Origin of the sequence: Microscilla marina ATCC 23134, assembly GCF_000169175.1 — a bacterium.
Classification (GTDB): domain Bacteria; phylum Bacteroidota; class Bacteroidia; order Cytophagales; family Microscillaceae; genus Microscilla; species Microscilla marina.
In genome coordinates, this window is record NZ_AAWS01000012.1 from 179,327 (window position 1) to 203,031 (window position 23,705).

Genomic DNA, 23,705 nt, shown 5'->3' on the forward strand with positions numbered 1-23,705 from the left:
TTCAGTCTTTTCGGCTAATTTTAAATAAGCTCTTAAAACCCTCTTGTTTTTTCAAAAAACAAAGGGGGTGTATTGTTACTTTTTTGAGTCAGGGGCTGAGGTACGCGTAGCCTTGATTGAGAACAAGTGGGGTACTTTATCTCCCCAGCCTTTTACCTGCCACCATCCACTGCCAGGGGTAGTTTCCTGCATATTGGCAAAGCAATTATAAGGGTAATAAGCCCGTTCATTCAAAAAATCAATTTTTAATCCATTGTCAATCAGTGCATTGACCACCTCGCTAATACTATGTCCCCAGGTGTACTCCGTGTGTTTGAGTGGAGCAGTTTCGTCGGCATAAGTACCCGTGATAGCTTCGTGATCGGGTTGTTGGGTGTTAAAGTAGCTATATTGTACCTGAGTAGTTTCAGGGTCAAGGGTCATTAATAAAGGGTGGGTTTCTGCGATATAAAAAAAGCCTCCGGGCTTGAGCCTTTCGGCAATGGTGCGTGCCCACAGTTGCAAGTCGGGCAGCCAGCATATTACCCCATACGAGGTATACACAATGTCAAACTTCTGGTCTACTTTGCCTTCCAGCTCTAGTACATTGCCACAAACAAATTGTGCCGGAAGCTCAAGTTCTTCACTCAACTGTTGGGCAGTACGTATCGCTTCCGGAGCAAAGTCTACCCCAGTAACGGTGGCTCCCAAGTGTGCCCATGACAGGGTGTCAAGCCCAAAATGGCATTGCAAATGCAAAAGTGATTTGCCTTGTACATTGCCTACTTCAACTAGTTCTATAGCATTCAAGCTGTTTTTGGTTTGCTTGAATGTGTCTACATCATAAAAGTTTGACTTGACATGAAAAGGCGTTTTGTCATCCCACATTTGTCGGTTGGCCTCAAGGTAATCTGATTGCTTGTCCATTTGCCAAAAATACTATTAAATAAGCCGAAGACAAAATCAGATTTTACCTCTTTGAGTAATTTTTGGGGCAAGTGCCTCGTTTGGATTGGGCAAATGCTCCATCATCAAGCTTGACTAAACTTACTTGGGAGTAAGTCAGAAAATTAAACTGAGTAACACACCTGACAGTAAAATAGTGCCTATGAGCAATATTTCCAGGCTCGATAAATTTCTCTTCATAACAAAAGTTTTGGAAAAGTTGGAAATCTTGTAAATATATTATAAAAAAGCTATGATAAATATCATTTTATATTGAAAACATTTTATTTGAATCATTGGTTTTAAAAGGCGTATATTAACTCTGAAATCTCGCCATTATGAAAAAAGGAGTGCTTATTCCCATTATTATTACTACAGTATATTTATTGATATATACGCTTACCCCTCATTTACCTATTTCGGCTAAAATCATCATTGCCTTATTTGTATTTTCTCCTTTTCTGATAATTTGGATGATATTGAGCATACTTATCAAAGGAGAACCCAGCAAAAAAAAGTTCTCTGATGGGCATTGGTATGAAGATGTAAACAAAGTTTATTCGCGAGATGCCTGATTTTTTTTATGGAAAGCAACCATTTGTACTTGTCTGCTTGTATAGCTTGTACCCGATTGACAATCTATAACTACAAATGTATATGAAAAATGTATGGTTTTTAGAAAACGTTAACTTATTTAACTTGTTATGCCCTCATAGGATAAAAGCTTATAAAAAAGAGCATAGTTTTGAGCAGTACAACAAAAATGATTTTGTGTACCTTGATCAAGACCAGGCAGACAAGGTATACCTGATTATCAAAGGAAAAGTTAAGATTTCTTCTTATACCGAAGATGGTGAAGAGATAGTAAAAGCTATTTTAACAAAAGGAGAAGTTTTTGGCGAGTTGGCAGCTTTGGGTGAAAGCCACCGAAATGATTACGCTCAGGCGGTAGCTGCTACCACTATCTGTGCTGTAGATACGCAAACCTTGCAAACCCTTCTCAAAAATCAACAAGAGTTTAGCCTTAACATTTATAAACTGGTGGGCTGGCGCATAAAAAAACTAGAGCACCGTTTGTCGTTGCTCATGTTTAAAGATGCTCGCACCCGTTTGATCGAGTTTTTGAAAAACCTGGGTAGCGAACAAGGCGAAGCCAAAGGCAATACGATCGAGATTAATCATTTGCTTACCCAAAAAGACATTGCCGACTTGATTGGCGTATCACGCCCTACGCTTAATTCACTACTCAATGAGTTGAAAAGTGAAGGAATGGTAGATTTTCAGCGAAAAGTCATCAGGTTATACAAAAATAAACTGGAACTGTTAGCCAGCTAACAGTTGGTGTGTTTAATAATGCTTGTTTTGCAATACCAGAGTCTAAGGCTCTGTGTATCGCTGATTGCAAGTGAATACTCCGATTGGTGATCGGGTAAATTTTCAAGTTGTCATCAATGGAAGCATGGTGTGCTTCCATTGATTTTTTTACCATTTATGCTACTTCATTTTCAGTCTTGTAGGGGTATCTTTACCTGCTACAATACTACGTACACCCAGTGCTACAGCTTTTATCATATCGGTTAGGTTTTCAATATCAAGTGTGTCTACTTCATCGCTTACCTGATGGTAGTGCTTATCATTGGCAATATCCACTGATGAAATGGTGTGTGCCGGAATACCGTGGCGTGCCAAGGCATAATTGTCTGAGCGTTGAAATAAATTATACTTTTTGTACGGGTCGGGGTGAAAGGTAAAACCAGTGCCCTGAGCATTTTCTTGTAAAATTTTGCCCAGGTTCGAGTAGCTATAACCAGTAATAAAAGCACCTTTGCGTCCAAACTTAGAGGCTTTGCCCACCATTTCTATATTAATCCCTGCTACAATTTTAGCCAATTGCGATTTTTTGAGTTGTTTGCCAAAATAAGTAGAACCCACCAAACCTATTTCTTCGGCAGTAAAAGCCACAAACATCAAAGTACGTTGGTTATTACCTTGTTTATTGAAGTAGTGTGCCAGTGAAATCACTGCGGTAACCCCCGACGCATCATCGTCAGCCCCATTATAAATAGAATCCTCTTTGGCTCCTTTACGAACTCCCAAGTGATCATAATGCGCCGAAAATACCACGATTTCTTCCCTGGTTTTTTTGTTTTTACTTTTACCTGGTATCACTCCCAACACATTGAGCATGTTTAATCCTTGGTGGGTAAACTTTTGGTAATAGTTTTTGAACCCTGGTAGTGGCTTTACCCCAGCCTTGGTAAATTCCTGGGCAATAAAAGCTGCGGCTTTTTTTTCTCCTTTGGTGCCTGCCTTTCTGCCCATCATATCGTCAGCAGCCAAGTTTGAGATGATGATTTTGACTTGTTTTTGCTTAATTTTTTGCGCTTGTGCACAAGAACATAACCCACAAAAAACCAGCAGGTAGGCTATTTTAGATTGTAGTAAATTTTTCATTGTATATCAATTATATGTACAAGGTTTCAAATGACAAGTTCCCGGTTTTTGATCGAATGTGCAAATCAAAAAATACCTGTTACTAGGAACAATTCTTACTTCCGGCTATTTACAAAATAGGCAAAACTGTCTCGGTTGCTAGGGAATTTAAAAAAGCGTTTAAGGCTCATGTAGTTCTTTTTGTCTACCGCATAGTCATAAGCAAACTTAGCAATTCTTAGCGAAGCATTTTCATAGTGAAATAACCGCAAAACACCCCGTATTTGTTTTACACTGAGACAGCGGTATTGTTGAATCACTCTTTTGGCGGTAGCCTCCTTCATGTCGTTGGTGTATATTCGCCTGACTTTTCTACGCATAGCCTTGTATTCTGCCTCGCTAATGGCGGACAAACAAGGAGTATGGGTAATATTGGTGGGGTTAGTGTTGTTGTTATTATTGTTGGTAGAGTTGTTATTGTTTGAGTGGTTGTTGTTGCCTCCGCTTTGTCGTTGTTTGCGGGCAAATTGCAAAAATGCATTGGTGGCTTCGTTGGTTTGGAGTATTTGGGTGGCTTGCCCATAGTGTAACAAATCGTATACATGAGGTGCTGCTTGTTTTAGAAAATTCAATCGGTTATTTTCATCTTTTAGCAAACTCCCCAACTTCATTATTTGCGCCACTGCCAAGCAATTATCTTTGAGTACCTCTTGAGCTATCAGCATTTTTTGTGCCTCATCGGGCGTATTGAACACCTGCCGGGCAAGCGGAATAAATATCGCTTCTGACATAGGTAAGTCACAGTTGCGTTTGCCTTTGTATCCGTTATAATCAGGGTAGTTTAAGTCAGGAAACTTCAATGAATCGGTTTGAGCAAAGCTCGCTTGTTGCCAAACCAGGCAAATCAAGCATACAATCAATAGTTTTAGGTTCATAATATTTCGGTATAATAAATAAGCAAACCATAGTTGGGCTATAACTATGGTTCGATAAATATACAATAAGTGTTGTTTGTTTAGGAACATGTTCAAAATAAGTGTCGAGATTGAGGGCATATATTCAAGACTGACTGAGCCAGACCGTGTGACGGTGCTACGGACAATAAAAGCTCATAGTCCCGGCGGAACTGCCGGGGTAACGAAAGTCAGTAAAGGGAACCGCAGAACGAAGTTCAAGCTCTGCGAAGCTAATTTGTTCTAAATCGGACAGCTTCAAAGTCCCGATTTCTTATCGGGGTTATTGTTGAGGGCTATGCCCGAAATCCCGTTTACGGGGCGATCAAGTTCCTTAAACAGTTATTTTTGCGTTTTCAGCCAGTTCATAAAATCCCTTTTGGTAAAAGTAGACCTGAATATGGCTGCCATTTGGTGATAGTCCTCTTTTTTGTGCGCGTAAGTATAAGCCCATTTCGCGTATTTGAGCTTGTCGCCCGAAAAAGTGAACTGAACTCCTATAGTTTTGAGCTGGGCAATAGAATAACATTTGTTTTTAGTTTTAAAAATGCTTTGTAACAAATTCAACTTTTTTCGGTCAACCCATTCTTTTTTTACTTGACTGTTTACCCCCTTAAAGTCATTATCGTCAATCAGGCAAGATTCCTCCTTTCTTGTACCCGCTTTGCTATTCAAAAAAAGATCAAAATCTTGTTGGGTAGTGAGCGAGTTAAGCGCCACCCGTGCCGAAGCGTAATTTCCTACATCATATACTCGGTCAAAAGCACCTTTGAGCAAAGCCAGTCGGTGGTTGTCTTGTTTTACCAACGACACCATTTTCATTACTTGGGCGGTAGTCATACAATTACTCGTAAGTGCTTGCCAGGCTTGGGTGTAACGGCTGGTTTCATCGCTTTGGCGGTGTACTTGATGGGCATAGTTCATAAATATGGGCTGACTGATAAAGCTGTTACAGTTATTAGTACCCTGGTATCCGGCAAGGGTGGGGTAGTTCCAATGAGGAAAAGTAACCTGTCCTGTATTGCCTGTGCCTCCCGACCCACCTTTGCGTAAAGCCATAATATATTGATGTGCCCTGGCTACATTTCGAAAACTTTTGAAAGCATCGTATACGTGATGAAACTGGCGACGGTCGTAGGTTTTGAGGTAAGCCTCCTTGACAAAAGCCACCCGTGATTGGTCGGTTTGAAACGATGCAGCAATTTGTTTGACCTGGCTACTGGTCATACAGTTGAGGCGTATCAGGTTAATAGCGGCTTTTAGTTTGTAGCTTTCATTGGGTTGGCGATCCAGGCTTTTATACTTTTGCTGAAAAGCATAGTTAGACAATGGATTGGTACAACCTTGGCGACGGTTTTGAGCAAAAAGCGAGGAAGAGAAAATAAGCCCAATAAGGGTCAGGTAGTAAAATTTTTTCATTGATTAATAAATTAAGGTTGTATAAATGGTATCACACTCTCTTATTGTCAGGTATAAAAGCGTGTGATAAGTATTGCAAAATTGGCTTAAGTAAGTGCCTGACTCAGGCAAAGTGACTTTGAATTACAAAATATGATACCCATTCGTCACTTTTAGGTCAAGCGTTACTTTAGCCGATTTAAAAATAAATGATTTGTTCTTATTTATCAGCGTATTACCTTCTTTGTTGACTGTTGACATAACGTAAAAAAGCCTCACGGTCTGAAGAAAACCTAAACATATTAGATAATTGATGGTATTTTCTCTTATCACAAGTATAATTATAGGCAAATTTAAGGAAAGTCATTTTATCGCAACTAAAACGGAACTCTTGGGCAATGCTACGAATTTGAGTAACCACAAACATTTTTCGTTTAATCTGGAACATATTCTTGGCAGTACTCATTTTGCTTGAGTTAAAGCGTTCGCGTTGAACACTATGCAATACTTCCATATAACCACGTTGCCCGATTAACCCAGCACTGTGCCCTCCCGAACCACAGCCTCCACCACCGTTTCCACACCCCCCATAGTGTCCAGACTTTTTGCCGCATTTGCACCATTTTTTTCCTCCATTGTTTCCACAGCCCCCATAGTGTCCAGACTTTTTGCCGCACTTGCACCATTTTTTTCCTCCACCATTTCCACAACCCCCATAGTGTCCAGACCTTTTGCCGCACTTACACCATTTTTTTCCACCGCTGTAGTGTCCGTGTTTGCGCACATATCGTTTGAGTTTTTGCCGAAAGTGAGCCTGGTAAAATGTGCTGTATACACAACTAAAGTTGCGACGGTCTATCGTATTATGAAAAGCCACTTTGGCAAATGCCAGTCGGTTTTGATCTTTGCGAAAAACCTGAGCTATAGTTCTCACCTGGCGGCTATTAAGGCAGTGGTTACGGGCTACCCGTTGGGCTGTCTGGAGTTTTTGGTGCCCACGTTTTTGTTGAATTCTACATTTTTTTTGTTTAAACAAATGGTGTGGAATCGCTTGTCGGCAACGGCGTTGTGCCTGTGCCGAAGACAAAAAAACAGTACTGAAGCAAAGCAGCAAAAGTGAGCAAATGATGGTAGTACACCTTGTTATCATAGTAGTAAACGGTTTTTGTTTCTCTGGTATTAGCAGAGAAGGTTTAATGAATGATTTTGTCACCCTTACGCAGGTAAAAATCTCTCGCGTCCTGGTTTTTATACTATGATCGCTTACCCTTATACAAGGTATTATTTGTGTGGTACAACTATGTGAAAAGCGCAATTTTGTCGTTAAAATGTACTAAATTTACTTTGCTATAAAAAAGGATCGCTTTGCTCGGTTTTATCCAGTGAGCTTGCCTCTTTTTGAATAGTTTTTAAGTCTTTAAAAAATGCTCAAGCGAATGTATGAAAACCAATATTGAGAAAATATTCCAGTGGTTGGTAAGCAGCAACAAAGCAAACCACGCATTGGCAATGCAATTGGTAAAGTCGTAAATAATAGAGGAAATTAACTTGTTTGCACATCAAGGTCTGGTGAAGCATGATGATATGCTCCTGCCTTGGGCAGTGTCTTCACACCCGATTGAAACCTCGAATTTTGCTTCAGAGAGATTTCTCATTTTTTAGAAAGCTGTACTCAGCCTTACAGGGTTTTCTTATAAAAGGATCTTTAGGAGAATATACCCCCGAAAAACCATATTTCCGCCTCGGGTGGTGTCTCCACGCCCGATCGAAACCTCGTGCTTTGCAAGTTTCAGAGAGGTTGCTCATTTTTCATAAGAAAGCCCTAAATTGAGGTTATGTCGTAACTCCAATTTTACAACTTTTTTCTTTACTCTCATTTTTATAAGAAAGCCCTACTCAGCCTTATGATGTTCAAAGTAAATTATTTAGTGCAAAAGTAACGCTATCCGATAATTTAGATAGTTACTAAAACCACCTTGTTTTGAAATGATAAGTATAGTTAAGATATTGATTGTTAATATCTTAACTATACTTGCACTGTTAGTTTTTAGAATCTGTTGGTTTTGCTTGTTCTACAGCTAACCATAATACGGTACTAAATAAAGGCTTTTGCATTATTGCAAAATGAAAATTAGCAATTTAAAAAACTCGCTTCGCAAACCATCTCACAATAAAGCAATCAAACCATTTACATTTAATACGTCTTGGTCATACTACTGGGTACCGCAATGATATAATCTGCGAGATTTTTGTTTTTAGCCGAAAGGCTGCCCACCTCTGCTTGGCTTACTGTGGCAATGGTGACTACCTTTAGTTTCTTTTGTTTTTGTTTCAAATACCAACCAATCCCTTCAAAATTGTTGGAGTGGTAAGTACCATGAAAATGCAAAAAGGTTTGCTTTTTTTTGCGGTTTTTTAAGATAAAGTGCGCCATTGTAGCATCTTTGATTGCCTGTGCCCGGGCAAAGTTTTGTGGGCTCATGCCACCCATACTCCTGCCATGAGCACCTCCCATCATTTTTACCATATTGGCATAGCCCGGCAAGCTCAGGTCTACTTTGATAGGCAATGGAGCTACCCATTTTTTGGCGGTTTTAGAAAGTTTATCCAACCCTTCGAATCCCTTTTTAGACACTACGCTGGCATAACGCCTTGGAATATTGGTAGCCACAAAGTGTAATTTGTTTTTTTGGGCGAAGCTCACCAATGGGCGATAGTCAGTTGCGTGGTTGTTCCATACCTTCGCTTCCTTCTCGAAGTGTTTGCGCGAAATAATGCCTTGCAGGTATTCATTCATGAGCTCCTGGTTATCTGCCTCAAACATTTCGGCACCCAGTACCAATTTTTCTTTTTCGGCGGCATACAAATCTTGAGTTACCTCAAGCTGTAGCCAGTGGCTGATTGGGTTGTTGTGAATCTCGCCAAAGAGCACCACATCGGCATCTTTTAGCTCGGCGAGCATTTGGGCATAAGTCGTTTTTTTGCCGGTTTTGTCAAACAATTGGTAGGCTTTTTTGGCAGGGGCAAACCCCAACACTGCCACCAAAGCAAGCAGTGCCCCCCAAGATAGTATTGTGTTTTGCATATTTTAAAGTGTTTTTAATAGTCTACAGTGTCAACAGGTGCAAGTTTCAAGCGACAAGTCGCAAGCAAGCACCTGGTCTTCAGGTGTAATGTATCATAAAAGTGTCTTAACAACTATTGCGAAGCTACTAAGAATTGGGGAAGGGGGCAATTTAAATTTTTTGAACTGAGCTTAGCCCCATTTTACTACGCAAATAAACTCCCCACCACTAGCAAATAATCACAAGCTTTTGTACTTTGGAAGCTACCTGATTTTTCAAAATACAATCATGCAAATAATCGATTCTGCCATTTCATCGGTCACTGTGTTTGGCGACCGTGCCGAAGTAACCCGCACTGCCGATTTGAGCCTTGCTGCGGGCGAACACCTGCTTTTGTTTGACCGACTGCCCGAAAAAATAGAGCAAAAAAGTGTGCAAGTAAACGGCATAGGCAATGCGGTGCTGGCAAGTGTCAAGTTTAAAGTAGCCCATTATGAAGAAGTGCCCGACGAAGACAAAAAAGCACTCATGGATGAGCAACAAGTACTGGAAGACGAACTTGCCCATTTGCAAAATAAGAGCACCCGCCTGAGCAACGAAAAAAAGTTTATAGAGAACATTACGGTAAAACTGACCACCCCCATAGAAGATGATGTGCCCACGCTTGATCCTGCCGAATGGGACAAAATGTTTGCGTTTTATCAGCAAAAATCTGAGGCGTTGGATGAAGCAGTGCTTGCCAACGAAAAAGAGCAGCGTGTTTGGAAAAACAAGATAAAAAAGATAGCACAACAGCTGCAGGACTTGCGCTATGACGACACCCGCACCAAAAACCAAGTAGAAGTAATTGTACAGATGAAGGCCGAGGGAAATCTACAGCTCAACCTGTCGTACATTGTATACGGGGCGCAATGGAGCCCGTTTTATGACTTGAGGGTGTCGACCGAAGCCAAAAAAATGAACCTGACCTACAATGCCTTGGTCACCCAAACCACGGGTGAAGAGTGGCAAGATGTGGCGCTGAAGCTCTCTACAGCCCAGCCGCAGGTAAGCGGGCGTCAACCCCAGCTAGAGCCTTGGCGGGTAGACGTGGGGGGACGCATTGCCAAAGAAGATTTACGCAATACCAGGTTTGAGGCAGTGGCAGACCTGGGGGTAAAGTCTGAGGTGGCAAGTATGGAAGAGGCAGAAGACGCCATGGATGGCTTTGGTGGAGGGGGCAATGAGCAAATGACTAAAGCCACCTCAGGGGTAGAGACTGGGGCTACTTCGGTGTTTTTTAGTATTGCCGGAAGGCACACCGTGAAGAGCGACAATACCGAACAGCAAGTAACAGTAATGATGGAAGACTTTGGGACAAAGTTTGAATATTCGGCAGTACCCAAGCTGTCGTCGTATGCCTACTTGCGGGCAAAAGTGACCAACAACACCGACTATCCTTTTTTGGCGGGCACAACCAATGTTTTTTTGAACAACAACTTTGTGGCAAATGCCTCGATGGACACGGTGGCGGCTACCGAAAGTTTTTGGACCTTTTTGGGCATAGACGAGGGCATTAAGGTAGAGCGTAAGTTTTTGAAAAAATACGAGAAAAAAGAAGGCAAACTCTTTGGTAAGAAAACCAAAAATGTGGTATATGAATATGAGTTGTTGGTACAGAATTATAAGAAAACTACCGAAAAGATCACCCTCCGAGACCAGATTCCTATTTCGCACCACGACGAGATAAAAGTACATTTGCTACTGCCAGCGTATAAAGAAGACACCGACCAACTAAAAAAAGACAAGCTCAACCGTTTGCAATGGATGTATGAACTGCCGCCCGGCAAAGAAGAAAAAATTCCTTTTCACTTTGCCTTGGAGTACCCCCACGATTTTAGCCTCACTGGTATAGAAGATATGTAAGCGCATGAAAGATACAACTCAAGTCATTGACTCAAAGGTGGTAACAGTCACGGTGTTTCAAGACCGCGCTGAAGTGACCCGCGAAGCAAATGTAACCCTGAAACAAGGTGAGCATATTTTGGTGTTTGACCAATTGCCCGATAGCATAGAAGAAAAGAGTGTGCAGGTAAGCGGTAAGGGTACCCAAGCCATGCTTACTCAGGTGAAGTTTTTGACCGAATATTATGAGCACTCTCTCGATGAAGATGTACAGGCATTGGAGGATAAAAAACAAGGATTGATAGCGCAGGGCAGAAGGCTACAAAATGAGCAACAACGTTTGCAAGGGCAACAGCGGTTTTTGCAAGGAATGGTAGACCGCGTGACCAAGCCCACCAAAGGACAACGCAAAAGCACCCCGCAAGACTGGTTGAAAATGCTGGAGTATTATGGGCAAAAACAAGCCAATGTAGACGAGGCTTTGCTGAAGGTAAAACAGCAAGTGCGTCAAAATACCCAAGCATTGGACAAGCTCGAAAAAGAAACCATACATTTTTTTACTCAACCACAAAAAGCCCGCAAAAAAGTAGAGGTGCAAGTAAGTGTCGCCGAAGAAGGTACCTTACAGCTGTTATTAAGCTATGTGGTGCAAGGGGCAAGTTGGGAGCCCTACTATGACTTAAGGGTGTCTACCAAAGCTGAAACCTTAGAGCTCATGTACAAGGCGGTGATTAGGCAAAACACTGCAGAACCTTGGTACGATGCTGCCTTGCGTTTGTCTACGGCACGCCCCCACATAGGCGGACGCCAACCTGAGCTCAAAGCGTGGCGAATTCAACAACACAACCCGGTAACTGCACAACAAGTGCGTGATCGTTTGAAGGCAACTATAAAGGGCGTATCGGGCGGCGCAGTGAAGGCAATGAAAAAGGCAAAAAGACCAGCAGTGACGAGTATGCCCAAGCCAGCAAAAGATGTAGACGAAAAAGAGCGGGGAATAATGATAGCTGGGGCAGTGTATGATGAGTCGAACATTGACCAATTTTTGGAACGAGACGAAAAACGCAAGATGGAAGAAGCGCAGAAAATAGTAGACAATAAACCGACTCCCCCTCCAAATATAGATAGAGGAGGGGCAAAAGTAGAGACAGGGGGGACAGCAGTATTTTTTGAAATAGAGGGCACCCATACGGTCAAAAATGATGATACAGAGCATCAAGTCACCATTTTGCAAGACACCTTCTCGGCTCACTTGCAATATTCGGCTGTGCCCAAGTTATCGGCGCATACCTATTTGCGGGCACGCACCACCAACCATACCGAATACCCTTTGTTGGCGGGGAGTACCAATGTTTTTTTGGACAACAATTTTGTCGCGAATGCTTCTATTGATACTATAGCTCCCTCAGAGGAGTTTTGGACTTTCTTAGGCACCGATGAAGGAGTGAAGGTAGCCCGCAAGTTTTTGAAAAAATATGAAAAACAAGCAGGAAGCCTTTTTAGTAAAAAGCATAGAAACCTGGTGTATGAGTATGTCATGGAGGTAAAAAACTTTAAACCAAGGGCAATAGAACTCATCATCAAAGATCAGTTGCCCGCGTCGCAAAACGAGGAGGTAAAAGTAGAACTCTTAAAACCAATGTATACTGAAGATACTGATGAGCTAAAGGTAGATAAGCTCAAGGCAATAGAGTGGGCATATACGCTTGAATCAGGCAAAAGCCTGCAAATTCCTTTTGAGTTTGCCATTACTTACCCCGCTAATGTGTGGTTAACGGGAATGTAGAAGTTATGCCTGTCCAAACTCCAATAACTAAACCCTCATAACTTAAAAGAAAATGAAAACCTTAGAATCAAAAATTACCGATGTAACCGTGTTTAAAGGCAGGGCAGAAGTGACCCGTGAAACCACCATAAAGCTAGAGGCGGGAGCGCATGACTTGGTGTTTGTTGATTTGCCCAACGAAATAGACGAAGACAGCATACAGGTAAAAGGCGAAAATGGGGTCAAACTCAGCAATATTAGTTTGAAGCATATAAAGGGTAAGGTAGATGAGGTAGAAATTCAACGTTTGAATGGGCTTATGGCAGAGGCAAAGCAAAAGGTCGCAATTGCCCAAGAAGAAGTAAACAGGCTAGAGGAGGACAAAAATTTATTGAACAGCCTATTAGACAAATTTACCCATAGAGAGAGTAAACATTCTAGTGCTGAGATAGCTCCCGAAAAATGGACAGAAATGTTGGAGTTTTATCAGCAAAGAAGTAAAAAACTAGATGGTTTGTTGCGTAGCGCCAACAAAACGTTAACGGCAGAAGATGACGCGCTTGGTGGTTTGTATAGAGTCTATAATAACTGTAATGATGAACGTTATAAAACAACCCAGCAAGTAGAGCTTAGTATCCAGACCTTGCAAGAGGGGGGCGTAAAACTTTGGTTGTCGTATGTAGTACTCAATGTAAACTGGACGCCCAACTATGAGATAAGGCTCGACACCAAAGAGCGTATAATGCACATAGTATACAGGGCAGTGATCAAGCAAGACACGAGTGAGGTGTGGAACGATGTAAACCTGAGAATATCGACCGCCATTCCGGGGCTTAAGGGCAAACACCCCGACCTAAAACCTTGGAGGATAGGTAAGGAGGGGGGAGCTTCTTTTGGGCAAAGCACGGGAGGAGAACGCATTGTATACCGTAGTTTGGATGAGCTGAGTATGAGCGAAAAGGATAAGTTGATTCTTGAGGCGCAGAACATGTCGGAGCAACTGCGGGCACAAGAAGAGGCAATGAGGCAAAACCTAGAAGAACTCATGACTACTCAACAAGAAATGGAACGGCAACAACAGAAACTGAAGGGTCTACAAAATGATACCTGGCAAGAAGAAGAGAAACTGTCGGAAGCAGAAGTAAAAGCAGAAGCTACCTCGGCAGTATTTGACATTAAAGCCCGCCACACCATTGCCAACAACAACGAAGCCCATAAAGTGACCATTACCACTGCCGATTTTCCTGTGGGGTTTCGCTACTCTACTGTGCCCAAGCTTTCGCCCTATGCTTACTTGAAAGTAAAAACCAAAAACACCACTGCTTTTCCGTTTTTGCGGGGCAGGGCGCACATTTTCTTAGACAACAATTTTGTGGCAAATATAAAAATGTTGGGGGTGGCGCCCAAAGAAGATTTTTGGACGTTTTTTGGGGTAGACCAAAGCCTGAAAATCTTTCACAAGTTTTTGCGTAAGTATGAAAAAAAGACAGGCAATGTTTTTGGCAAAAAAATGCATACCTTGACCTATGAGTATGAAATAGAGGTGAAAAATCATAAACACACTGCCGAAGAAATCATTGTATGGGATCAATTGCCCATTTCGGGCGATGAGGCGGTCAAAGTACATTTATTGCAGCCCAACCCCAAAGACAAGGAGGTTGCCATTAAGTTTCACCAAACCGACTACCATTACATTCAATGGCATACCAGCCTTAAGCCAGGGGCTACAGTCACTATTCCTTTTAGCTTTGCGATAGAATACCCCGAAGGAGTAGAGGTAGAAGGGCTTTAAATTTTTATGGTTAAATGGTTCATAAAGCGTTGCTGCTGCTGCTGCTACTGCTATAGCTACCTTTTGTAATAACTAATCACTGACAACTAACTAAAAATGAAAACCTTAACATCAAAAATTACCAATGTTACTGTATTTAAAGATCGGGCTGAGGTAACCAGACAAGCCAGTGTAGAAGGGCTGGCGGCTGGCGAATACCAAATGGTGTTTGACAAATTGCCCAAAAATATAGATCAAAATAGCATACAAGTCAATGGCAAAGGCAATGCTACCCTGACAAACGTAAAGTTTGAAACGGTGCACTATGAAGAAACCCCCGACCTGGACAGAAAAACCTTGTATGAAGAGCAGCAAAACATTCAGGATGAATTACGTTTGTTGGATGATGAACTGAACCGTTTGCGTAAAGAAAAGGAATTTGTAGACGGGGTAGGCAAGAAACTCATCACCCCGGCTACTACCGAAACTACTCTAGAGCTTGATCCGCAAAAATGGGCAAATATGCTGGCCTATTTCAAAACAGAGTTAGCCACCGTAGACAAGGCGATCTTTGGGGTAGAAAAAAATAAAAGAAGTTGGGAAAATAAACTCAATCGGATCAATCACCAGCTTCAGCAGATGGGGCAAGGCAAGCGCCTAAGTAAAAACCAGGTCACTGTATGGGTAGAAGCTACTCAAGAAACCAGCCTTGCGCTTGAGCTGTCTTATGTAGTATACAATGCCAGTTGGCGTCCGGTGTACGACTTGCGTGTATCTACTCAAGACAAACGTATGCACATTACCTACAATGCTATAGTAGAACAAAACACGGGTGAAAACTGGAACGATACTCTACTTAAACTTTCTACCGCCCAACCCCAGATAAGCGGGCAACAACCCAGCTTGTCGCCCTGGCGCATCAACTTGTTTGTGCCCAAGCCACCCCCGGCACCAGCTCCTGGCGCAGCAAGGGGCATGTCAAATATGATAGAAGCCCCCATGGCACAAATGTACACATCAGAGCTTGATACAGGGGCATTGATGGATGAGCTGGAAGAAGAAATGGTGATGGCAAAACCTACTTCCGCCGTAGAAACCGGGGCAACTTCAGTGTTTTTTAGCGTGTCGGGCAAGCATACTGTCAAGAGCGACGGTACCGAACATCGGGTAACCATTATGATCGAAGATTTTTCGGCACATTTTCGCTATTCTACTGTGCCCAAGCTTTCTCCTTATGCTTACCTCAAAGCCAAAGTGCGCAACGAAACAGCTTACCCTTTTCTGGCAGGCAGTGCCAACGTGTTTTTAGACAACAACTTTGTGTCTACCACTAATATGGAGGCAGTAGCACCTACCGAGGAGTTTTGGACGTTTTTGGGCATAGATCAAGGTTTTAAGATTGAACACAAGTTTTTGAAAAAATATGAAAAGCAGGAGGGAGGTATTTTTAGCAAAAAAACTCAAAACATTGTGTATGAGTATTTGATAGAAATAAAAAACAACAAAACCACTCAGGAGGAAATCGTAGTGTGGGATCAGTTGCCTATATCGGGCAATGATGAAATAAAAGTACACTTGCTAGAGCCTACCTACAAAGAAGACAGCGACAAGGTAAAGAAAAACGAGTATGAATACATTGAGTGGTTTTTTAAACCTGGTCCTGGCGAAGCGTTGAGCATTCCCTTTAAGTTTGCGGTAGAATACCCACGCGATAAACAAGTAGATGGTTTGGTGTAAACAAAAGAAACATGCTTGGACAAATCTTATTGCATTGGTTTGATTTTTTTTATGACCTCCCCATCATTGTATACATCGCCTTATTGGTGGGTTGGGTATTTTTTCTGCAATACCTGGTGCGTTTTATCAAACAAAATTGGATAGGTGTATTGGTGGTATTGTTAGGGGTAGCCGTACCCCTTTTTCTTATTTTAATTAAATCTTGGTGGGGCTTGGGCTACTTGCATGAGCAAGGCGTCACGTATGTAGGGGTGTCGGGCAAATACCTGGCTTTGAGCGACCATTATGCTACCTACAGCAAAGGAGGTAAACGGGCTGACCACCGTCGTTTGTATCTGGTGAACACTCAAACAGGAGAGGTGTTGTTCAGATCGTCTATCAAGGGCAAGGTAACCAATCTCACTTGGGAAGATGATAAACTGCTGATGCAAGCAGGAACCAATAGCCGTTTTTTTTCACTCAAAGGTACCTCTAAAAAAGCATTTAAAAAGCCCAACCTCAAAAATTTGCCTGAACTAAAAAGTGGCATCTATAAACAAGGTTATAATGCCAGTACTGACCAAGTGTGGGTGATTAACAAAAAAGGTGAAAAGTTTTTTTATAATGCTCAAACCCTGCAAAGAGAACCTAAAAATACGCTCAAGGTCAAGAAAACAACCCAGACTTTGAAGGCTTTTCAGCCAATCAAAAACTTGTTCAAAACGAAGTATGGGGCAGTCAAAAATAAAAAATACTATGATCGTCGAGCGTATTGTCCGGTAAGTTTTTTTGGTAACCGTCGTTCAAACATCAGAAAGCGCTTGTACATTGCCCGCCAACCCATAAATAAGTATTTTGTGTATGGGCGTTTGCGGTATTGTTTGCCTGCTCAAAACTTTGCCCTCATTAGTAGTTATCAAACCACCGATAAAAAGAAAACCGTGTTAACGGCAATCAACACAAATACTGGCGAAACCTTGTGGGAACAAACCCCCGCTCAGTTGGCAGGAGCCAAAAACAAGGCAAAGGTATATTATTTTATCCCAGTAGAGGGTAACGAAAGTGTTGTGTTGGTAGGTGAATACTTGCTAAGGTTGCAAACCAACACAGGGAAGGTAATTTGGAAAACCCGTTTGTAATAAACCTCAAGTCAAGCAATTTGCTTGGCTTGAGGAATGTGGGCACTGCTTGTTTCTAATCACTCAACCTACTTCTCCACCAATTTAAATGTATTATCTGCTACATTGTATTGTAGTTCGGCCATCAATATTTTAAACTCTTTCTTGTTGTTGTTTTGAGTATTTTCCTTGGCAAGCCCCATTTTTATGGTAGTGCCGTTTAGGGGCAATATAGTCCAGTAGCCATTGCCAGGGTAGCTGTATTCTTTGTCGCTTTTGCTTTTTTCGTAGCCCAGCTTTTGCAGCCTTTCTTGTTCTTTTACTGGAAACACCTTTTCAGTCACGTTTTTCAAAGTTTCGCCCTCTAGTTCATAAAAAGTAATGGTGCCTGAAAAACAAATAGGTCCACAGCCGTGGTTCAATACTCCCAAAGTAGTTTTACCATTTTTAGCTGCCCATAGTGTCATTGTATTATAACCTGTAATGCCGCTTCTCATCAAGTCTATTTTTAAAAATCCATTGGCAATATCCTTGACCGAAACCTCAGGTTCTTGCGCCTTTTGCCCCGATTGTTTTTCCAGGTCGGCTTTAAAAGATTTGACCCATATTTTGTAATAATCCTCTATATTGGTGCTCAATTTGGCTACCGGTTTTTGCTCCCCTTCCGATTCCTTACCATCGCCAGCATTGTTGTTACTACTTTCATTGGTAGTAGTGGTCGTTTTGCTGGTTGTATCGGTATTGTCTGCCGAGTCGGTGTTGTTGTCTTTGGCACCTCCACCACAAGCCGTAAGACAAGCAAGCAAACAAGCAATAAATGCCAAACCAAGGGCACGAGTGTTGAATAGATATTTCATTGTTTTTTTTAGTTAGATGAATCAATAGTCGACAGCAATCCATCCACTGTCCACAGGCACTAGACTTTATTTTTTTGGCTGAGGAAGGTGAAAAAAGCGGCGATTTATTGACGAATTGAACATTCCTCAAAATGCAAATTTATATCGAAAGGGGCAAGCCGTAGTTTATGAAAGTGGAGTTTGAGTTTATGAATGGAATGTATGAGGTCAAGAAAATAAAAAAACACCGATCAGCTACAAGCCAAAGGGTGTTTGTTGATCTATCCATTTATAATTGGTATTCTTGCTTCAGGTATCGAACTTTGGGCAACAAGCGACAAGCTTACTTTGCTGTTGAAGTGTTCAGGTTCATCGTGTTAAACTATTGGTAAAAGGCACTACTTGTCAGACTTGTTGCCCAAAGCTCAAATATTAAAAGATTTACTGGTGCGGCAATTAGGCGTACAGTATTTATGGTTGTGGCTGCGCTTCTGAAACTGCTTGCTACAAGCCGGGTTTTTACATTCTACATGAGTGCCCAATGGCGCATTGTCGTTGATTGCCTGCAAGTTAGTACGGGTACTGCTGGGGCGCAAGCTTATTTCGTTGGGAGCTTGTGCTACTACAGTTTCAGGTGCCGCCGGGGCAGACTGAAACTGTTGGGTAATTTGAGCTACTTTTTCTTCCAATGCTTGCATCCAAACCTCCAGTGGGGGAGTATTGGGTGCCAGAGTTGTTTCCTCGGGGCTTATTTCCTTGGTTTTTTCTGCTGGTTTTTCTGCTTCTAGTTTAGGTGCAGGAGCACTTTCTTTGCTGGCAAGCAAAGCCTCACTCAGCTTATCTACCAATCGCTCGACCATAGTGTCTTGTGATTCTTCTTTAGGTGTCTCTGCCAAGGCTTCGCTATGTGGTAAGATATTGAATTGTACCCCTTCGTTTTCGGTACGTGCCAAATATTGATAATGAAAAGAGTAGGCGTAAATAGTGATAAGTTCTAAAAAGGTGATGAGCGCAAGTGCCACATACATTGTAGTAGAAGTATATGCTTGATTTGCCTTAAGCTTATGGTCATGTTGAGTACTCAACTTACTGAGTGCTTTTTCTTTAGCCGCCAGTAATTGTATTTTTTCTGCTTTGCTTGTTTGTAAGTTAGCTTGTTCCTCTTTGGTGAGCCCCCATTTGCGGGCTTTTTTATCTACTGAGAGCTTTTCCAGCGCCGCGATTACTTCGTTCAATTGGACCAGGCGCTGATCGTATTGTTTGGCCACTTTATTTTCCCCGGTTTTGAGTGTTTGACCCAATTGTTGGGTTTTATCGCCCATTTTATAAGAAAGCAAAGCACCACCCACTCCACTTAAAGCTATAGACACAAATACCAAAAAAGCCAGTGCGACTATAGAAAAGGTATTAATATTGGCTCGTTTGGCTTTAGCCTTAAAAATATTTTTTGCAAAAGTAACCTTCGCCATTTCTACTGCCACCAATACGCCCACCAACAAACCACCAATCAACAGCGCCATGAGAATGAGCAGCCAGGGAGGAAATTGTTCGTTGCCTTGGGTGTCTATTCCTACAAATACCAAACTCACCAGTGCACAGGTTGCCAACCCCAGAATAACAGATATAAAATGATACACCGATCGAAACCCATACAAAAAATTATCTAATGGTCTCATGCGTTGAGAATAAGGTTGAACGGTCAGTTCCTCGCGTGCCTTTTCATAATTTGCCCTCATTTTTGACAAACGATGCGTCTCTGAATACACATCATTTTGATGTACTTCAGAAGGTTTTTTGATTTTTTTAAGTTTTTGAGCAAGATTTTTCATGACCCATCTGAATTTTATAATTGATTCTCTTTCAAGTTTTTATTGATCATTTGCTAATTTTATGAACATTACACTGTAAATCTGGCTAATAATTTTAGCAAAATCAAGTTTTGACAATGAATTTTTAGCAAAAATGCGGTGACATGAAGTGTGGTTTATTATTTGTTAGTTTAAAGAGTGTTTTTAGTATTTTTTGTTACAACTTGTTACAAATCTAGTGAACTGTTTGTTATAATTCAAATAATTTACACTTTTTGTGTAACTTTGTATAAGTTATAACAAGTTGTTATTAAAAATATTTACAACTTAATTAGCCGTCAAACCCTATTTGATGGTTATATTTTTTCACTAAAAGAGATCGTATTATGCCACGGATGAACATTGAAGTAGATGACGATACTGACAAAGAGATACTACAGTACCAACACGACAAAAGAATGAACGAAGATGTAAAACTCAACAAAGCCAAAGTAGCTGCCGAGTTAATAAAAAAGGGGTTGGAAGCCATCAAAAAAGAAAAAGCACAAGAAAACGGAGAGGCCTAATGCTCGAAAAAATCAACCCAGTAAGAGATGCCATTATTTCATTAAGAAATCAGCATGTGATTTTAGATGTTGATCTTGCCAAATTATACGACGTAGAAACCAAACACTTTAATCAGGCAGTCAAAAGAAACATCGAAAAATTTCCTGAGGACTTTATGTTTAAACTTACTCAAGAAGAAAAAGACGAACTGGTCACAAACTGTGACCGGTTGGCTAATCTCAAACATTCGAGCAGTGTACCTACTGCTTTTACTGAGCTGGGAGTAATACAAGCAGCTGGTATTCTGAAGTCGAGTGTGGCAGTAAGAATGAGTATTTTTATTGCCCGTACTTTTGTGGCAATGATGAAAGAACTGGAAGCACAAAAGGTAAACCGACAGTTTTTGTTGGCGTTGCCTCCTCAGCTTGAGAGTCGTTTGGATGAGATAGAAAAACGGATTGAGGGAAATCAAGGAAAAATTAGTAGTCAAAACCGTCAGTTCGACATAGTTGTAAACATGCTACAGGAACTGGCTCAAGTGTTAGACGATAATACCAAGCCTCCACCGCGCAACCCCATTGGGTTTTGAGGCAAGAGCTCCTAAATATATATTTAGGAGCTTTTTTAATGTCTTTACTTACTCAATTTGGCGGCAGCCAACAGCAATTCAGGGCTCAAACGTTCTTTATAATTGGGATTGATATATTCAAACTTGATCGTTCCTTTTTTGTTTAGCACAAATACTGAAGGTACAGGCAATATGTTTTCAGTGTTTTTCCCACCAGAGCTTTTACTCAACCAACGACCATATTTTTTAGGCGCTCTAAATGCAATCCCAAAAGCTTTGGCTGCATCAGCGCTGGCATCGGATACTAAAGTATAAGACAAGGTATTTTTATCCATCGTCTTTTTTAAGTTCTGAGGGCTGTCAGGGCTTATTGCTACAATCTGATAGCCTAGGGCCAACACTTGTTTTTCTATTTTTTGTAACCCAGCAAGTTGGCGATTGCAATAAGGACACCACCCTCCTCTATAAAAAATGAGTACTGTAGGTTTGTTAGACACCATTTTTTGAAGGTTTATTGCCTCCCCTTTGGTGTTGTTAAGTGTTACTTTAGGTATTTTTTCGCCTACCAGCAAAGGACTTACATCTTCGGCTTTTTCGGGCAAAGGGTCACCCACACGAAAAGCAGTACTTAACAAGGCAATGATGGTCAAAGCAAAAAGTGTTTTGGTCAATTTTGTAGTCATATCTAATCGGTGTTAGAGCGTAGCAAATTCAAACTATTGGCTACAAGGTGTACAATAATAAGTTTAGAAAAAAAACTGTTTTGATGCTTTATCAAGCGTGTGAATAAACAAGGCAATTTCTCTACTATGTTTTTGTGTATACTTGTTATTTCAATACTCCGCAGTGATTTTAGTCAAAGTTGTTTGCTGGTTGTCAGTTGTTTATGAATTTAAAAACTATTTAATTGGGTGTTTAGGCGTAAAACCGAAACACTTTTAAAAATAAAGTGAGTACACAATCTTAATATAAAATACTGGTTTACAGTATTTAACAAGGTGAATATTTACTCAAATCAGCTATGGACTATCGACTAAATACTATGGACTATTGTATTTACAAATGTAATTTTCTGAATTACTGTTTTTTGTCAGCCAGCCGACATTCCTTCCACGCCTTTTGTTAAACTGTAGTTAAATAAAAAGATTAGATACCTTGTTTCTCAAAGTAGGGTGGATGACGATCAGTTGCAAACCAAAGGTTATACACCAGCCCTCAGCCGCAAATAGCAGGTTTTGACAATGTTGTTAGCGATAAAAAATAGATATTGATAATTTAGTCCCTTCTGGCGGTTGAGCAAAGGTAATTTGTTCACTATCAGGTTAAAAAAACATTTATCATGAAATACCCCTTACCTGCATTAATTTTTAGTTTTTGCTGTACTTGGTTTTCGGTCAGTTGCCAAACGCTTTCCCAAAAGCAAAACATGACCACTACCCTCAAAAAAATCTTTCAAACCTATACTGAACAATGTGCAAAGTTGGACATTAGGCGAGGTTTTAACTTTAGCTATCAGGTCAGCTTACGCAATATACCTACAATGACACGGCTCAAGAAACGACAAGCTTTTTTTGAGCTATATGCAGCAAAAATTGCGCAGGTTCAACGGGCAAAACTGGCTCAAAATGATCAATATGACTATGACCATTTTGTCTATGAGCTTAAAAAAAATCGTGAAGAACTCAAGCTTCAACTGGCCTTTATCAGGCAATATAAAAACCAACCAATACCCGATCAAGGATTAAGTTTTTTACCTAAAGGTTGGTATTCGTTGTATGTAAAACGTATGACGACAGCCGAAATAAGCCCTGAGGCAATCATGGAATTTGGCAAAAAAGAAGTAGCAAGAGTAAAAAGCAATATCAGAAGAATACAGGCAAAAGCAGGGTATAAGGGAAGAGACCAAGCATTTTATCAATACTTGCAAAACCCACGGTTTCAGTTGACTAACTTAGACACTATTTTGGCAAGGTATGCCCACATCGACCGTACTGTGCGACAAAACCTCCATAAGGTTTTTGCCTTTACTGCATCACGCAAGGTAAAAATAAGCCCTATACCTAATGCAAATTATGATACACCCCCAGGATATTTGCAACCGAATCAAGTGAGTGGCAATACCTTCTTTTTCAAGTTTTACCAAAATAAACACAATTGGCGGGGAATGGATTTTTTGTATATTCATGAAGCTTTACCAGGGCATAGCTACCATTTCGACTGGGAAAATCTTCACCTTAAAAACCGTCCTGCTTTTCATAGCCTTATTTCATACCCTGGTTATTTTGAAGGCTGGGCAGCCTACTGTGAAAACTTTGGCAAAGAACTGGGCTTGTACCAAAGCATTTATACCGAGTTTGGTAAATGGTCATGGGACCTTGTCCGCTCAGTAAGAGTGGTGCTGGATGCAGGCATTCATGCCAAAGGATGGAGCAAACAGCAAGCGTTGGCATATTGGCAAAAACACTTACCGTTTAGAATGGACATAGCCCAACGTGAAGTAGATCGAGTGATGCGTTGGCCAGCCCAGGTACTGAGCTATAAATTGGGAGAAGCCAAACTTTTGGAATTAAAACGTAAGTGTGAAAAAGCATTAGGAGCCAGCTTTGACATCAAGAAGTTTCATTCATTGGTGTTAAGCAAGGGGCAAATACCTTTGCAGTTAATGGAAACAATGGTAAATGACTTTATCAAAAAACACCAAGCCTACCGTCAATCACCTGACAAAGATTAATGCTTTCTGTTTATTTTTTTTGGAAGATTAACCACACCTCAAGCCCCTTGAAAAGATTATTCGTGTTTATCCTTTATATACCGTTTTATTTAGCTAAAGTTCCTTCTTAAGTAGCATTTTTCGGTTAATTTTTATGAAAAAAGTAAAAAACACCAAGATTTATTACCTCAACCCATTTACCTTTTCAAG

At 41.0% G+C, this 23,705-nt stretch carries 19 protein-coding genes; 10 read left to right on the forward strand and 9 right to left on the reverse strand.

The genetic code is table 11. From position 1 onward, the window contains the following. Positions 1-75 precede the first annotated feature (75 nt). A complete protein-coding gene (locus tag M23134_RS13290; RefSeq protein WP_002696859.1) occupies positions 76-906 on the reverse strand; it encodes a class I SAM-dependent methyltransferase in 831 nt (276 codons plus the stop codon). Positions 907-1,262: 356 nt separating this feature from the next. Between M23134_RS13290 and M23134_RS13295 the strand changes: the two genes are divergently transcribed. Both M23134_RS13295 and M23134_RS13300 read left to right on the forward strand, forming a co-directional pair. Next, positions 1,263-1,499, forward strand: a complete 237-nt coding sequence (locus M23134_RS13295; RefSeq protein WP_002696860.1) for a hypothetical protein — start codon at positions 1,263-1,265, stop codon at positions 1,497-1,499. Positions 1,500-1,581: 82 nt separating this feature from the next. Further along, the gene (locus tag M23134_RS13300; RefSeq protein WP_045113516.1) at positions 1,582-2,259 is read left to right on the forward strand and encodes a Crp/Fnr family transcriptional regulator; all 678 of its coding nucleotides are present in this window, start codon (positions 1,582-1,584) and stop codon (positions 2,257-2,259) included. Between the two features lie 159 nt (positions 2,260-2,418). On the opposite strand, the gene M23134_RS13305 is transcribed toward M23134_RS13300, so the two are convergent. The 5 genes from M23134_RS13305 to M23134_RS13330 form a co-directional block, all read right to left on the reverse strand. Then, positions 2,419-3,378, reverse strand: a complete 960-nt coding sequence (locus M23134_RS13305) for a M20/M25/M40 family metallo-hydrolase (protein WP_002696864.1) — start codon at positions 3,376-3,378, stop codon at positions 2,419-2,421. Between the two features lie 95 nt (positions 3,379-3,473). After that, complete coding sequence (locus tag M23134_RS13310) at positions 3,474-4,292, reverse strand: DUF4476 domain-containing protein (RefSeq protein ID WP_002696866.1); 819 nt, start codon at positions 4,290-4,292, stop codon at positions 3,474-3,476. 360 nt (positions 4,293-4,652) lie between these two features. Then, positions 4,653-5,729: a DUF4476 domain-containing protein gene (locus tag M23134_RS13315; protein ID WP_002696867.1), complete on the reverse strand. Its 1,077-nt coding sequence runs from the start codon at positions 5,727-5,729 to the stop codon at positions 4,653-4,655. Between the two features lie 214 nt (positions 5,730-5,943). After that, entirely contained in the window at positions 5,944-6,858 is a 915-nt protein-coding gene (locus tag M23134_RS39820; protein ID WP_075164025.1) for a DUF4476 domain-containing protein, read from the reverse strand. 1,044 nt (positions 6,859-7,902) lie between these two features. Then, on the reverse strand, positions 7,903-8,793 hold the full coding sequence (locus tag M23134_RS13330) for a ChaN family lipoprotein (RefSeq protein WP_002696872.1): 891 nt from the start codon (positions 8,791-8,793) through the stop codon (positions 7,903-7,905). 268 nt (positions 8,794-9,061) lie between these two features. Here M23134_RS13330 and M23134_RS13335 point away from each other — a divergent pair, with 268 nt between their 5' ends. The 5 genes from M23134_RS13335 to M23134_RS13355 all read left to right on the forward strand — a co-directional run bounded on the left by M23134_RS13335 (position 9,062) and on the right by M23134_RS13355 (position 17,048). After that, positions 9,062-10,678 (forward strand): mucoidy inhibitor MuiA family protein, encoded by a 1,617-nt coding sequence (locus M23134_RS13335; protein WP_002696874.1) that lies wholly within the window; start codon positions 9,062-9,064, stop codon positions 10,676-10,678. 4 nt (positions 10,679-10,682) lie between these two features. Further along, on the forward strand, positions 10,683-12,443 hold the full coding sequence (locus tag M23134_RS13340) for a mucoidy inhibitor MuiA family protein (protein WP_002696876.1): 1,761 nt from the start codon (positions 10,683-10,685) through the stop codon (positions 12,441-12,443). Between the two features lie 52 nt (positions 12,444-12,495). Beyond that, entirely contained in the window at positions 12,496-14,214 is a 1,719-nt protein-coding gene (locus M23134_RS13345) for a mucoidy inhibitor MuiA family protein (RefSeq protein WP_002696878.1), read from the forward strand. 96 nt (positions 14,215-14,310) lie between these two features. Further along, entirely contained in the window at positions 14,311-15,930 is a 1,620-nt protein-coding gene (locus tag M23134_RS13350) for a mucoidy inhibitor MuiA family protein (protein ID WP_002696880.1), read from the forward strand. A gap of 11 nt (positions 15,931-15,941) precedes the next feature. Continuing rightward, positions 15,942-17,048, forward strand: a complete 1,107-nt coding sequence (locus M23134_RS13355; RefSeq protein WP_002696882.1) for an outer membrane protein assembly factor BamB family protein — start codon at positions 15,942-15,944, stop codon at positions 17,046-17,048. Between the two features lie 68 nt (positions 17,049-17,116). Here the strand turns inward: M23134_RS13355 and M23134_RS13360 are convergent, their stop codons facing one another. Continuing rightward, complete coding sequence (locus tag M23134_RS13360) at positions 17,117-17,884, reverse strand: hypothetical protein (protein ID WP_045113520.1); 768 nt, start codon at positions 17,882-17,884, stop codon at positions 17,117-17,119. A gap of 404 nt (positions 17,885-18,288) precedes the next feature. Next, a complete protein-coding gene (locus M23134_RS13365; RefSeq protein WP_002696888.1) occupies positions 18,289-19,692 on the reverse strand; it encodes a DUF996 domain-containing protein in 1,404 nt (467 codons plus the stop codon). A gap of 365 nt (positions 19,693-20,057) precedes the next feature. Between M23134_RS13365 and M23134_RS41130 the strand changes: the two genes are divergently transcribed. Both M23134_RS41130 and M23134_RS13370 read left to right on the forward strand, forming a co-directional pair. Continuing rightward, positions 20,058-20,237, forward strand: a complete 180-nt coding sequence (locus M23134_RS41130) for a hypothetical protein (RefSeq protein ID WP_157558472.1) — start codon at positions 20,058-20,060, stop codon at positions 20,235-20,237. Further along, complete coding sequence (locus M23134_RS13370) at positions 20,237-20,806, forward strand: ORF6N domain-containing protein (RefSeq protein ID WP_002696891.1); 570 nt, start codon at positions 20,237-20,239, stop codon at positions 20,804-20,806. The genes M23134_RS41130 and M23134_RS13370 overlap by 1 nt, the downstream gene beginning before the upstream one ends. 44 nt (positions 20,807-20,850) lie before the next feature. Here M23134_RS13370 and M23134_RS13375 read toward each other — a convergent pair whose 3' ends face one another. Beyond that, the gene (locus M23134_RS13375) at positions 20,851-21,468 is read right to left on the reverse strand and encodes a peroxiredoxin-like family protein (RefSeq protein ID WP_002696892.1); all 618 of its coding nucleotides are present in this window, start codon (positions 21,466-21,468) and stop codon (positions 20,851-20,853) included. 656 nt (positions 21,469-22,124) lie between these two features. Here M23134_RS13375 and M23134_RS13380 point away from each other — a divergent pair. Continuing rightward, positions 22,125-23,516: a DUF885 domain-containing protein gene (locus M23134_RS13380; protein ID WP_082226564.1), complete on the forward strand. Its 1,392-nt coding sequence runs from the start codon at positions 22,125-22,127 to the stop codon at positions 23,514-23,516. The last annotated feature ends 189 nt before the right edge of the window (positions 23,517-23,705 follow it).